Here is a 14,796-nt window from a genome sequence, read left to right on the forward strand (position 1 = left end):
GTATCTTTATTACTCTTCCCAGCGAACTTTCTCGGCGATAGGATTCCGTACAGCTTCCCGCTCATCACTCTGGTGATGACCTAAGTAAAAGAGTCCGATACATTTTTGATTCGGTGCCAATTGCAAGAACTCACCCATATGATTGATAAGCCCAGGGGATGCCCAATAACCACCTAATCCGATAGAATGTGCGGCGAGCCACATGTTCTCAACGGCACAGGCAGTTGCGGCCAATTCTTCCCATTCCGGTAGTTCGCCCGTATAGTTTACGATGATAGCAATAGCGGCATTAGAAAGCGTTGCTTTTTTTGCCATATTGATCTCTGTAGCCTCCGCGTATTTTTCAACAGGCGTGATGTGTTTATAGACACGACCAAGTTCGGCACCTAGGCGGTCCAATCCGTCTTTGCGAAACACCACAAATCGCCACGGTTGGGTGCGTTTATGTGTTGGAGCCGAATTTGCCGCTTCTAGTATGGTTTCTAGATCTTCTTTGCTTACTTCCTGATCCGTAAAATTTACTTGGAATACGGATCTCCTTAAGTGGATAGCTTTTAATACTTCGTTTTTATAACTCATTTCTTTTATCGTTGAATATGCGTGCGCTTAATTAGTTTTTTCTTCCCATAGGGAAGCGATGTGTAGTATGGTTAGTACCGCCTTCTCCATATCTTGGCGACTTACCCATTCCTGCTTGCCGTGAAAAGCATGTCCGCCGGCAAATACATTAGGACAGGGAAGTCCCATAAAGGATAATCTTGATCCGTCGGTGCCCCCTCGTATACTTCTACGCTCTGGGTTCATGCCCGCCCGTTGGATGGCTTCGATCCCTATTTCCATAATCTGTGGATATTGATCCAAGATTTCCTTCATGTTTCGGTACTGTTCCTGCACTTCAAAGGTATAGGTACATTTGGGGTATTTACTTAAGATATTCTTGACATGGTTCTCCAATTCTGTTTCGTATCGGCTCAGATTGGACGTCGCGTGATCCCGAACGATAAATTCGATCGTAGCCTTCTCCACTGTTCCTGACATATGTATAGGATGAACGAAGCCCTCTTTCCCGGAAGTGCTTTCAGGAGAGAGACGGTCTTCGGGAAGTGTACCGATGATCTTCGAGGCGATTTTAATGGCGCTTTGCATCTTATCCTGTGCAAAGCCCGGATGTACGGATATGCCATGTATGGTGATTTTAACCCCATCGGCAGAAAAGGTTTCATCCTCTATTGTGCCTGCCTTTTCGCCATCCATGGTATATCCAAATTGTGCACCTAGTTTTTCGATATTTACAAAATTTACACCCAGACCGATTTCTTCATCCGGTGTAAAAAGAATTTTGATATCGCCGTGTTTGATTTCGGGATGATTTAGGAGTAGGCGTGCAGCATCCATGATCTCGGCGACGCCAGCTTTATCATCCGCCCCTAATAAGGTGGTGCCACTCGCGGTAATAATATCATTCCCGATCTGGTTGGCGAGATCGCGATGTTCGTCGTAGCGGATTACAATGCTCTTATCGTCGGGAAGCACAAGGTCTTGACCTTGATAATTGTGGTGTACAACAGGTTTTACATTTTCGCCGGAAGAGTCGGGCGATGTGTCAACGTGCGAACAGAAGCAAATTACAGGTACATTCTTAGCTGTATTGGAGGGAATGGTAGCGTATACGTAGCCATATTGATCTAAATGAGCGTCCGTAACGCCCATCGCCAATAGTTCCTCTACAAGTAATTTACTTAGATTCTTTTGCTTTTCCGTTGAAGGAAATGTTTCTGAACTCGGGTCAGACTGTGTGTCTATTTGTACGTAGCGAAGAAAGCGTTCGGCTACAGAGAAATCTTTTATAGTATTGATTATTATACTCATTTAATTTGTTTAAGGAGTCCAAAGTTAGTAAGAATATGCAAATACGCGAATATGCGAATTCGCAAAAATTGTAACGATAACTTTATAGATTAAATATTACCTCCCAATGTCGCTTGCAAAGCAATTGGAGGCATTTTCGGACAGTTCGCAGGACACAGCAGGTTGCCCAGCATGAGAATTAGTATTATTATCGCATGGTAACACGTAAAAATAAACCTGAGTGAGAGCCTTTTTTATAAGTATTAGCTTCTATTTTCTGTTATGCCAGAGCGGCATTGGACAGGAGAATTTTATTGATTTAACAGGTACCTGGCGTTTTGCGTTGGATAGTGCGGATCGTGGAGTGCATGAACAATGGTATAACAAAAAGCTTTCACAGGAAGTCGAGCTCCCGGGATCGCTAAATGAACAGAATATAGGTCACGATATATCATTGACTACGCCATGGACAGGTAGTATATACGATAGTTCCTATTATTTTCATCCCCGGTTGGAGAAATACAGACAGCCCGGAAATCTCAAAATACCTTTTTGGCTAACGCCCTTAAAGCACTATGTCGGCCCGGCTTGGTATCAGCAGGAAGTTCAGTTGGATAAATCTATGCTGAACAATAAACTGATCCTTCACTTGGAACAGCCTCATACGGAAACCACCGTATGGATTAATGGGAAGAATGTCGGATCGCGAAATAGTATGGTCGTCGCGCACAATTTTGACGTTACACCGTACCTAAGAGCTGGCAAAAATTCGATTTCTATCCGTGTTGATAATCGCATTAAAGAAATAAATGTCGGTCCCGATTCACATAGTCTCACCGATCATACACAGGGTAATTGGAACGGTATTATCGGGAAGATTGGAATACTACAACTACATCCTATTCATTTTGACGACATCCAGATATATCCAGATATACATGGTCGGCAGGCTACAATACGATTGAACACAACTGTGCCTAGAGCGCAGCAACTGGAGGTGCGATATTCTGCAGAGAGTTTCAATAGTAAACAGCAGCACCGGGTCGCCCCGGTTTCGAAATCCTTGACTTTCACATCTGCTTCAGATACCGTTGCGTTAACGATGGATATGGGCGAGGATATGCTACTATGGGATGAATTCGAGCCCAATTTGTATAAAGTTACCTTTCAACTATACCAAAAGGATAAGCTGCTGGACGAGAGAGAAGTGACTTTTGGTATGCGCGAGTTTAAAGCCGTTGGAAGGGATTTTTACATCAACGGAAGGAAAACGTTTTTACGTGGAACCTGCGATAATGCCGTTTTCCCGCTTACGGGATACCCCCCCACAGACGAAAAATCTTGGCTCCGTATCTTTGCGAAGATAAAGGAATATGGTCTTAATCATGTGCGTTACCATTCCTGGTGTCCTCCGGAAGCGGCTTTTCAGGCTGCCGATAAAATTGGAATTTATCTGCAACCTGAAGGGCCAAGCTGGGCAAATCATGGCTCCTCACTGGGTAACGGCGAACCCATAGACCAATACATCTATGCCGAGACGAATAGAATGGCAAAACATTTTGGCAACTATGCGTCGTTCTGTATGATGGCGTACGGGAATGAACCGCGAGGAAATCAGGTACCTTATCTAACTGCTTTTGTTAATTACTGGAAGGCGAAAGATACAAGAAGACTGTATACCGGTGCCTCGGTAGGCGGAAGCTGGCCTGTGATTCCTAACAATGAATTTATGGTGCGAGCAGGAGCCAGGGGCTTAGATTGGAATAGGCAACCCGAAAGTGTTTCTGATTTTAGGGATAAAATCGCACAGTTTGAAGTGCCTTTCGTCGCCCATGAAATGGGACAGTATTGTGTCTTTCCTAATTTTGATGAAATTAAAAAGTATACAGGTGCGTACCGTGCCAAAAATATGGAACTTTTTGAAGAAGACCTGCGCGATCACCATATGGGCGATCAGGGGAAAGCGTTTTTATACGCTTCCGGGAAATTGCAGGCCTTAGCGTATAAGTCTGAAATCGAACGTGCCTTAAAAACGCCCGGATATTCAGGATTTCAACTGCTTTCGTTGAACGATTATTCCGGACAAGGAACGGCGTTAGTCGGATTATTGGATGCTTTTTGGGAAGAGAAAGGTTATATCACTGCTTCCGAATTTAAGCGTTTTTGTGATACGACGGTTTTACTTATCCGTGCCCCGAAGTTCACCTTTACCAACGATGAAACACTGCGGGTAGACGTCGAAATGGCCCATTACGGCAAGGAAGTCATGTCTTCGGTGGCGGTTAAATGGAGGTTATTAAACAAGGACCGTCAGCCTTATGCCCATGGAATACTTAAGGGACAAGATATACAGATAGGAAATAACAATGCGGTAGGAACGATCGAGATTATATTGGATGGGTTAAAAGACGCTCAGGAAATGAAGCTTGAGCTCTTGCTGGAGGGGACAAACATTTCCAATGACTGGGATTTTTATGTTTATCCAAAATCACTTCCGAAACTATCGGAGGAAGTGTATTATGCGAATGAAATAAACGATTCTGTAAAACGGGTTCTGGAAAGCGGCGGTAAGGTGTTTTTGAATCTGTCGGGTAAAATAAAAAAGGGAGCAGAGATTGTTCAGCATTATCTTCCGGTCTTCTGGAATACGTCCTGGTTTAAAATGCGGCCGCCACATACGCTAGGCTTTATTTTGGATAGATCACATTTGGCTTTTTCGTCCTTTCCAACCCAGAATTACAGTACCATCCAATGGTGGGAAGTTGTGCATAAAGCACAGGTGATGCATCTCGAAGATTTTCCGGCAGACTTCCGTCCGCTGATGCAGCCTATCGATACCTGGTTTATGAACCGGAGGTTGGCACAAATCTTCGAAGCGAAAGTCGGAAACGGAAAGCTTGTAGTGAGTTCCGCCGATCTGTCTGACGATTCTAAAAAAATAGTAAGTCGGCAGTTGTATCATAGCCTGATCAACTACATGTCGTCTTCGTCCTTTGAACCGAAGGAGGTAATTGATTTTAAATTAGTTGAGGATCTTGTCACAAAACCTTCGAAATTGACCTTTGATACATACACTAAATCATCTCCGGATGAACTAAAACCGAATATTAATGAATTTTTACAAAAATAATATGAACCTTAGATTTTTTGTTTTTTTAGGGATGCTGACTACAATGGGTCTGGTATTGACAAACTGTTCCTCCGCCAAAAAAGCAGTAACGGAAAAGAACAATGCAGACGTATTGCAGGTGATGCGGCTGACGAATCAGTATTTTATGAATAAATGGCCAGACACCGGAAAACCTATTTATACAACGCGTTGGAGACCAAGTAACATCTGGACCCGTGCGGTGTATTATGAAGGTTTAATGGCACTTTATCAGATTGACCCCAATAAAGCTTACTATGAATATGCGGTAGATTGGGGGAACAAGCACAAGTGGGGTTTACGGAATGGAATAGAGACGCGTAATGCAGACGACCATGCTTGCGGGCAAACCTATCTGGACCTGTATGAAATTGATCCCCAACCCGAACGGATTAAGGATATTAAAGCGAGTATCGATGGAATCATTGCTTCCGGTAAATACGATGATTGGACTTGGATTGATGCCATCCAAATGGCCATGCCGATTTTCGCTAAGCTGGGTGTCATGTACAAGGACGATAAGTACTTTGATTTCATGTATAAAATGTACCACCACTCGAAACACGTAGAGGGCGGTGGACTATACAATAAAGAAGACAAATTGTGGTGGCGGGATAAGGATTTTGTTCCTCCATATAAAGAACCGAATGGAGAAGATTGCTATTGGTCGAGAGGAAACGGTTGGGTAGTGGCCGCTTTGGTGCGCGTACTGGAACTGATTCCCGAGAATGAAAAGCATCGCGCGGAATACCTGCAAGATTATATGGAGTTGATGGAAGGTGTCGCAGCAGCGCAACGTGAAGATGGTTTTTGGAATGTCAGTTTACATGATCCAACCAATTTTGGCGGTCGGGAGACCTCTGGTACGGCCTTATTTGTTTATGGTATGGCCTGGGGTATCAACAATGGTATTCTGGATGCGGCTACCTATAGACCGATGATTGATAAGGCTTGGGATGCTATGGTGAAAGAAGCGGTACACCCCAGTGGATTTTTGGGTTACCTCCAAGGAACGGGGAAAGAACCTAAAGATGGGCAGCCCGTTAGCTTTTCAAGTGTGCCGGATTTTGAAGATTACGGTTTGGGATGTTTTCTATTGGCAGGAGCTGAAGTATATAAACTAAAATAGAAAATGCCGAACAGCTCATTGCAGATAACCGAGTGGAGAGAACTCACACCGAGCTTGCGAGCTCATGAAGTAATAATATACATATGAACAAAATAAGTAGTGTATTTTGCCTGTTTTTACTTTGTTTTTCGATGGGAATGACGACAGCGCAGACGGTAGGAAGTTATGTTACCGGGTTTAAAGTCGATGGAAACCGCATTCACTTTAAAAATGAACATGCGCAAACCCAGGTGGAGGTTTACTCGCCTACTACAGTGCGTATACGACATACCTGGAATTCAGATTTTTCCAATCTGGAAAATTATATGCTAGCGCCAAAGGCACCCACAAAAGTAGATTTCACCGTACAGGAGGATGCAACGGTATTCCGGTTGAAAACTGCTTTCCTAACAGTGGAGTTGAATAAAAGCGATTTCAAAACCGTATTTAAAAACAATGCGGGAGAGATCATCAACCAAGACGAAATTGCCCCCCACAAATCTTCAGAAGAGGTGAAGGTGGTAAAGAAAATGCATGCCGATGAACACTTCTTTGGATTCGGTGAGCGCATGGACTTTCTGGATCGTCGAGGAAAGACCTTGACCTTAGATGTGGGTCGGGGCAAAGGTATGCCACATGCCGTGGGAGCCTATGATGTGTTGCAGGCTAATTATGCCCCTGTGCCTTTCTTTATGAGTACCAAGGGCTATGGAATATTTTTTCATACTCCCTATCGAACACACTGGGATATGGGAAGCTCCAGTTCAGACGAATATTCTTTCGCAGCCGTGAATGGCGAAATTGATTATTTCTTTATCTATGGTCCGCAATTTAAATCCTTATTAAATCAATATACGAATATTACCGGTAAGGCCCCGTTGCTTCCTAAATATGCGCTGGGACTGCATGTCGGCACCTACAGCGGCGGTACCTGGGGACACGAAGAATTGACCAGCGATGCGTATGTCGTGGAGCTGGCGAGGCGATTGCGTGCAGAAGGTATTCCAACGGATATCCTCTGGTTGGATTCGACCTGGAGACTGTTTGGTAAAAATGGTGGGAAGGGCGCTACCTCTTTTGAATGGAGGGAGACGTTCAAGGATCCGAAAGGTATGTTTGATCGCATCTATGCCATGGATTATAAGATGGTCGGGGTACACCTACGGCCGCGATTCGATAATGCTAAAAGTCTTAATCTCTTAGATCAAGCGCGGGAGTTAGGGTATACGTATCCCGAGAAAAATAGTCCCGGCGAGTTTGTGAATTTTTTCGATCCGAAAGCCGTCGATTGGTGGTTTGAGAACGGTGTGAAGAAAGCGGCGAGCTTGGGCGCTAAATTCTTAAAGACAGATGAAGGAAGTGCATTTGGTGCATTAGCAAATGAAAGTGATAAAATTGGTCCTACAGGAAAGGAAGCAGAAAGGTTACATAATGTTTTCCCGTTGGTCTATGCAAAGGCCGCCTATGAATCTTTTGAAAAATTCAATGGTGTGCGTGGCCTGAACCATACGCGTGAAGGATACGCAGGTATTCAAAAGTACCCTTTTATTTTTGCAGGCGACTGGCCAAGCGAATGGCAATACTTCGAACCCGTTATTAAAGCTGGATTGAACATCGGCCTGTCTGGAGTAGGGAACTGGACACATTGTATGGGTGGGTTTGAGCATAATGCCGATCCGGAGCTTTATACACGATGGGTTCAATTTGGTATGTTTTCGCCTATTGCCATGGTATTTGGTATGGATCACCCCGGTTACAAAGAGCCCTGGAATTATGGCGAAGAGGCGTTAGCCAATTTCAAATTCTACGACGAGCTACGCTACCAATTAATGCCATACCTGTATACCGCCCTCTATCAGAATCACCTCGAAGGTACGCCCCTAATGCGTGCGTTACTTTTGGATCATCAAGATGATGTGAACACCTATTCCATAACCGACCAGTATATGTTGGGTGACTATTTAATGGTGTGTCCGGTGACGACCAAAGGTGCTATTACACGGAGTATTTACCTACCTGAAGGTATTTGGTTTGACTATTGGACGGGTAAGAAATACGAGGGTAAACAATATATCCATGTGGTATCTCCGCTAGAAACAATACCGTTATTTGTGAAAGAGGGGGGAATTATACCCATGCAACCGAAAATGGCCTATACCGATGAAAAAAAGCTTGATAATATGACCTTAGATTTATTTCCCATAGGTCGCGATAAGGAATCGCGTTTCATCGTATACGACGATGATGGAGAAAGTCTAGCGTACAAGGACGGAAAGTTTGCGACTTCAACGATTACATGGAACAATGCCATATTGAAAATTGAGCGGAGCCAAGGTGGTTTTTCCGTACATCCGCGAACGTATACCGCGAAAATAAGATCTGTTATGTCAGCGCCACAAGCTATTTCAGAGAATGGGAAGTCGTTGCCTAAAGTGGCTACAGCAGATGGACTTTTCGGTGGTAGCTGGTATTATGACGCTACCAACCATGAATTAACGGTACAAACGGCTAATATGAATGCTGTAGATATTCAAGTAAATATAACCTATTGATATGCGTAATCTTCTAACCTTACTTCTACTTATGTATAGCTTTTTCGTATTCGGCAACGATCGTACGAAGTTTAGTTTTAATGCAGGATGGAAGCTGCATGTCGGAGACATAGCGGGTGCGGAAAAGCCTACTTTTGATGACGGAGAATGGAAGGGAGTCACATTGCCTTATGCCTGGAATGAGGACGAGGCTTTTGCCAAGCCCATTCATGAGCACAGCACGAATATTGTGTGGTATAGGAAATCTTTTGTCTTGCCAAAAGGCACGGTGACGGATAAGGTGTTTTTGGAGTTAGAAGGTATTCGGCATGGTGGAGAATTTTATTTGAATGGAAAATTCATCGGCAGACACGAGAATGGTGTGATGGGTGTAGGATTGGATCTATCAGATGCACTCCTGCCCGATCAGGAAAATATCTTAGCTATACGTATAGACAACAGTTGGTCGTACCGGGAAAAGGAGACGAACAGTACTTATCAGTGGAATGATAAAAATTTCAACGCCAATTACGGTGGAATTCCGAAAAATGTGTGGATTCATTTCACGGCGCCTGTTTACCAGACGCTGCCTTTATATTCTAATCTAAAGACAACGGGTGTGTATGTTTACGCCAAGAATATACAGATTGATAAAAAGACGATCGATCTATTCGTCGAATCGGAAGTGAAAAACGAAACGAATGAACCTAAAAGTGTCAATTTTGTCGTTGAGCTTCGTGATATGGATAATCAGGTTGTCAAAACCTTTGCAAAAGATTATATCGTGCAGCCAGGGAGTACCCACGTTTTGCAAGCCAGTGTATTTGTCAAGGACGTCAATTTCTGGAGTTGGGGCTATGGATATCTGTATACGGTAACCTCGAAGCTCGTTATTGATGAGCGTGTAGTCGATGCGGTCGATACCAAGACCGGATTTCGAAAAACAGCCTTTAAAGAAGGTATGGTGTATCTAAACGACAAGGTGTTGATGATGAAGGGGTATGCGCAGCGCACAAGTAACGAATGGCCGGCAATCGGGTTATCCGTTGCGCCTTGGCTGAGCGACTACAGCAATCGATTAATGGTAGAGAGTAATGCCAATCTGGTTAGGTGGATGCATGTAACGCCGTGGAAGCAAGACGTGGAATCATGTGATCGGGTCGGTTTGATGCAGATGTTGCCGGCCGGAGATGCGGAAAGAGATGTTACCGGCAGACGATGGGAACAGCGTACAGAACTCATGCGGGATGCGATCATATATTATAGAAATAGTCCCAGTGTGCTTTTTTACGAATGTGGCAATGAATCGATTTCGGAAGAACATATGGCAGAAATGATTGCTATACGGGACCAGTTTGATCTTCATGGCGGAAGGGCGATAGGCTCACGTGAGATGTTGGATAGTAAAATAGCCGAATATGGTGGAGAGATGCTTTATATCAATAAGAGCGACAGACATCCGATGATTGCAACAGAGTATATGCGCGACGAAGGATTACGTAAATATTGGGACGAACATACCTATCCGTACCATAAAAACGGGGAAGGACCGCTATACAAAGGAAACGATGCCAGCGACTATAACCGCAATCAGGACTCTCATGCTGTTGAAGCTGTAAAAAGATGGTGGGAGTACTGGAATGTTCGCCCTGGAACAGGAAAAAGAGTGAGTTCAGGCGGGGTGAATATTATTTTTTCAGATTCAAATACACACTATCGTGGTAAAGAGAACTACCGACGGAGTGGCGAAGTGGATGCCATGCGTATTCCAAAAGATGCTTTCTATGCACATCAGGTGATGTGGAACGGATGGGTAGAAACAGATCCGACGGGTTTGCATATCATTGGGCACTGGAACTATGGGCCTGAAGTGAAAAAGGATATCTTGGTTGTCGCTGCGGGAGAAAAAGTGGAACTTTTTGTCAATGGTGTTTCCAAGGGCTTCGGTGAGCGGTCGTATAATTTTCTTTTTACATTCCCAAACGTTGCATTCGAACCGGGAGAGATCACCGCGAAATCCTATACGAAAGATGGCATGTTGTTAGCGGAGAAATCCCTTGAGACGACCGGTGCCCCTTACCGTGTCAAATTAAAATACCTACATGGAGAAAATGGATTGTACGCCGATGGAAATGATATGGTAATGGTCGATGTAGAAGTCGTGGATCAAGAAGGTCGACGTTGCCCCACTGCGCTTAATATGATCGATTTTAATATCGATGGACCAATAGAATGGAAGGGAGGCATTGCGCAGGGGCCTAACAACTACATACTTTCCGAATCGCTGCCAGTAGAAGGCGGTGTGAACCGTGTGCTCCTGCGTACCCGCTATGGCAAGAAAGGTAAGGTACAGGTGAAGGCTTCTTCAAATGGTTTAATGGCGGATTCCGTCGCGTTTGAAGTGTCTCCGATAAAAACAATGGGTGATTACTTTGTAAAAGCGTCGGCTCTGAATCTGCCACTAAATCTGAGTCGGGGAGCCGCTCCGACAGGATCCACTATCGTCCGTACCCGTGAAACGTTACCAATTCAAAAAGTTACAGCTGGTGCGAATGCGGAGAGTGGTATGAAATCTTATGACAGCAACGAACTGTCAGATTGGGTAAACGATGGGAAATTAAATACAGCATGGATCGAATATACACTGGCTAAAAAATCGGATATTGATGAAATTGATCTGAAATTGAACAATTTTAGATCGCGATCATACCCCATTCAGATTTTTGTCGACGATAAATTGGTCTACGAGGGTAATACACCGACCACCTTGGGCTATTGTACGATATCCTTCCCAAAAACCAGCGGACGAAAGGTAAAAGTTCAATTGGCAGGATCGTCTTATATTGCTAGTGAGAATAAACATGAGGAAATCGGTGGAAAAAAACTGGACGATGGTGTACAACGGGACGATATGAACGCAAAAGGTACATTGAGTATTATTGAAATTGATATTCATAAAAAAATAAAATAGCATGGAAAAGATTGCATTTAAAATGAAACTCAAAGAGGGACAAAAGGAAGAGTATATAAAACGACACAACGAAATATGGCCGGAGCTGGTAAGGTTGCTTAAGAATGCTGGAGTGAGTGACTACAGTATTTTTCTGGATGAAGAAACAGATACATTATTTGCCGTACAGAAACAGGCGGGTAGTTCTTCCCAAGATCTAGGGGAGGAAGAAGTTGTGCAAAAATGGTGGAAATACATGGCGGATATTATGGAGACCCATGCGGATTCTTCGCCGGTATCTATACCTTTAACAAAAGTATTTCATTTAGATTAATCAAAAATATGAAGAAGATAGTTGCAGCGGTGATGTTGTCTTTGACGAGTTCTATGTCGATTTCTTTCGCGCAGGACCTATGGCCAAGTGTGACCAAGGAAATGAAGCCTTGGACCCGCTGGTGGTGGCTAGGATCGGCAGTGGATAAACCTAATCTGGACCGCGAATTAAAGCTGTTCGAGAAGGCGGGTTTCGGTGGCGTAGAAGTGACGCCCATTTATGGCGCAAAAAACTACGAGAAAAGATATGTACAGTACCTTTCCCCCACTTGGATGGAGATGCTCGACTTTACGACAAGCACTTCCAACAAACTGGGAATGGGTGTTGATATCAATCTCGGTACGGGATGGCCGTTTGGTGGTCCGCAGATCGAGGAAAAAGATGCTGCAACCCGGGTGTTTTTGGACGAGATCATCATAAAGAAAGGCGAAAAGCTCCACTTTCCAATCAAGGTAAGTGATGCCAAACAAACCTATTCAAGCTTGCAGGCTTTACGGGCTTACACCTCATCGGGCGAAGAAATAAATCTAGATGCCTTCATCCGGTCGGGAGATCCCGCTTGGACCGCTCCAGAGAATGTAAACATTATTGCCTTATTTTCGGGAAGAACACGGCAGAAGGTAAAACGGGCAGCTCCGGGTGGAGAAGGCTTTACCCTGGATCACTTAGGTACCTCTTCCGTGCAGACTTATTTTCAGCGGTTTGAAAAAGCATTTTCGGATAGACAGTTAAATGTGCGATCGTTCTTTAACGACAGCTATGAGGTATATGGTGCAAATTGGACAGATGGATTTCTAGGCGAATTCGAACAGCTAAAAGGATATAAATTGCAAGATCAGCTTATTCATTTTGCAGGTAAAAGTACTGATTTGGATAAGCAGGCTAGGGTTAAGTCGGATTATCGGGAGGTGGTAAGTGCGATTCTAAAAAATAATTTCTTAATTCCCTTTACGGCATTTGCCAATAAGCATGGAGCTATCTCTAAAAATCAGGCGCATGGATCGCCCGGTAATTTGATAGATTTGTACGCCAGTACGGATATTGCCGAATGTGAAACGTTTGGTTCGAGCAGTTTCGATATCCCGAACTTGAGAAGAGATAGTGCGGATGTACGAAATGTAGATCCGGATCCCATGATGGCCAAGTTTGCCACCTCTGCTACAAATACCAGCGGCAAGAAATATACCTCTTCGGAAACCTTTACCTGGCTCACCGAGCATTTCAAGACTTCGTTGTCTCAGGCCAAACCCGAAGTGGAACAACTGTTTTTGGCGGGTGTGAATCATGTGTTTTATCACGGCACGACCTATTCGCCTCAAGATGTCCCTTATCCAGGTTGGTTGTTTTATGCGTCTGTTAATTTTACGACCAATAATTCTTTCTGGCCACACCTGAGCGGATTGAATCAATACATAACACGCGTACAGTCAATTTTGCAAACCAGCAAAGCGGATAACGAATTATTGATCTATTGGCCGATATACGATATATGGCACAACGCGAAAGGTGTGGATAAGTCATTAAGTGTGCATCATGTGGACGATTGGTTACATCCTACAGAATTCTACAAGCAAAGTGTTCGTCTGCAAAAAATGGGTTTTAGTTTTGATTTCGTGACCGATGATATTATCGGACGAGCATCGGTACAGGATCATCGCATCATCACGGCAGAAAAAGCAAATCCCTATAAGGTAATCTATATTCCAACCTGTACCTATTTCTCGGAAAAGACCTTTGAAAAATTGTTGCTTCTAGCAGAGCAGGGTGCAACGATTATCTTTGAAGACTTGCCAAAAGAGATCCATGGTCTTTCGGATTCGGAAGGACGAAAAGCTAAACTCCAAAGTCTTATTGCAAAGCTGAACTTTAATAAAGATGATGTGAACCAATATACCGCCTATGGAAAGGGTAAGGTTTACTTGACCAAAGATGCGCAGTCTGCGTTGGAAACGGAACAGGTATTTGGTGAACGGATGATACGTACTGGTCTTAAGTTTAGTAGACGTGTGAGTGGTGAGGATACCTATTATTACCTGGTCAATCACGGGAAGTCTACTGTAGACCAAGAGGTACGATTGAATACGGAAGGAAAAAATTACATTCTATTGGATCCACAAACCGGGGCAAACTATGCTTTACCTGTTCGTAACAAATCGATACGGGTGCAGCTCAAGTCCGGCTATGCCTGGGTAATCCTTGTTACTGACGATAAACAGGCCGAAAAGACCTATGCTTATCACGACGATGTAAAAGAGGTCGTTACGTTTTCTGCACCATGGAAGGTAACCTTTACAACGGGCGGGCCTGAACTTCCAAAAGGCAGATCATTGTCAGAGCTTTCCTCGTGGACGACGTGGAATGACAAAGTAGCAAACAGGTTTTCGGGGACTGCGGCTTATGAAACAACATTCAAGCTGAACAAAGAGCAGGGAAAATCCTATGTGTTGGAATTGGGTAAAGTGGCTGAGAGTGCAAAGGTGATGGTCAATGGTAAGAACGTAGGACTCGTGTGGGCGCATCCGTTTGAAGTTAATATTGAAGATTTCCTAAACGACGGCGAAAATACCATTCGCGTTGAGGTGGCTAATTTAATGGCCAATCGGGTTCGGGATCTGGATGTACAAGGTGTGCAATGGAGAAATTACCATGAGATCAATTTTGTGAACATCAATTATAAGGAATTTGATGCGAGCGGTTGGAAGCTAATGGATAGTGGTTTGTTGGGGCCGGTTCGGATTTTAAGTTATTAGTGTTACAAAGATGATTACCGGAAATAGTTAGCTAACATACTATTTTATATTGTTTCTCAATAGGGAGCAGGATGCCGATATCCTGCTCCCTATTGTTTTTAAGGTTTATAGCTTCTAGGGACAGCAC

The 14,796-nt window shown here is 43.9% G+C and carries 8 protein-coding genes; 6 read left to right on the forward strand and 2 right to left on the reverse strand.

Annotated elements, in window-relative coordinates; genetic code table 11:
* Positions 1–9 precede the first annotated feature (9 nt).
* Together FAZ15_RS07845 and pepT are read right to left on the reverse strand one after the other, a co-directional pair.
* The gene (locus FAZ15_RS07845; protein WP_136900769.1) at positions 10–579 is read right to left on the reverse strand and encodes a nitroreductase family protein; all 570 of its coding nucleotides are present in this window, start codon (positions 577–579) and stop codon (positions 10–12) included.
* A 27-nt stretch (positions 580–606) separates the two neighbouring features.
* Positions 607–1,869 (reverse strand): peptidase T, encoded by a 1,263-nt coding sequence (gene pepT / locus FAZ15_RS07850; RefSeq protein ID WP_136900770.1) that lies wholly within the window; start codon positions 1,867–1,869, stop codon positions 607–609.
* A gap of 220 nt (positions 1,870–2,089) precedes the next feature.
* On the opposite strand from pepT, the gene FAZ15_RS07855 reads away from it, so the two are divergent.
* The 6 genes from FAZ15_RS07855 (at position 2,090) to FAZ15_RS07880 (ending at position 14,669) form a co-directional block, all read left to right on the forward strand.
* Complete coding sequence (locus FAZ15_RS07855; RefSeq protein WP_136900771.1) at positions 2,090–4,978, forward strand: exo-beta-1,4-galactosidase; 2,889 nt, start codon at positions 2,090–2,092, stop codon at positions 4,976–4,978.
* Between the two features lies 1 nt (position 4,979).
* A complete protein-coding gene (locus FAZ15_RS07860; RefSeq protein WP_136900772.1) occupies positions 4,980–6,125 on the forward strand; it encodes a glycoside hydrolase family 88/105 protein in 1,146 nt (381 codons plus the stop codon).
* Positions 6,126–6,208: 83 nt separating this feature from the next.
* Complete coding sequence (locus FAZ15_RS07865) at positions 6,209–8,656, forward strand: glycoside hydrolase family 31 protein (protein ID WP_136900773.1); 2,448 nt, start codon at positions 6,209–6,211, stop codon at positions 8,654–8,656.
* A 1-nt stretch (position 8,657) separates the two neighbouring features.
* Positions 8,658–11,606, forward strand: coding sequence for a DUF4982 domain-containing protein (locus FAZ15_RS07870; protein WP_136900774.1), 2,949 nt, complete (start codon positions 8,658–8,660; stop codon positions 11,604–11,606).
* A 1-nt stretch (position 11,607) separates the two neighbouring features.
* Complete coding sequence (rhaM, locus tag FAZ15_RS07875; protein WP_136900775.1) at positions 11,608–11,919, forward strand: L-rhamnose mutarotase; 312 nt, start codon at positions 11,608–11,610, stop codon at positions 11,917–11,919.
* A gap of 8 nt (positions 11,920–11,927) precedes the next feature.
* Positions 11,928–14,669: a glycosyl hydrolase gene (locus FAZ15_RS07880; RefSeq protein WP_136900776.1), complete on the forward strand. Its 2,742-nt coding sequence runs from the start codon at positions 11,928–11,930 to the stop codon at positions 14,667–14,669.
* The last annotated feature ends 127 nt before the right edge of the window (positions 14,670–14,796 follow it).

Source organism: Sphingobacterium olei (genome assembly GCF_005048855.1).
Taxonomy (GTDB): Bacteria; Bacteroidota; Bacteroidia; order Sphingobacteriales; family Sphingobacteriaceae; genus Sphingobacterium; species Sphingobacterium olei.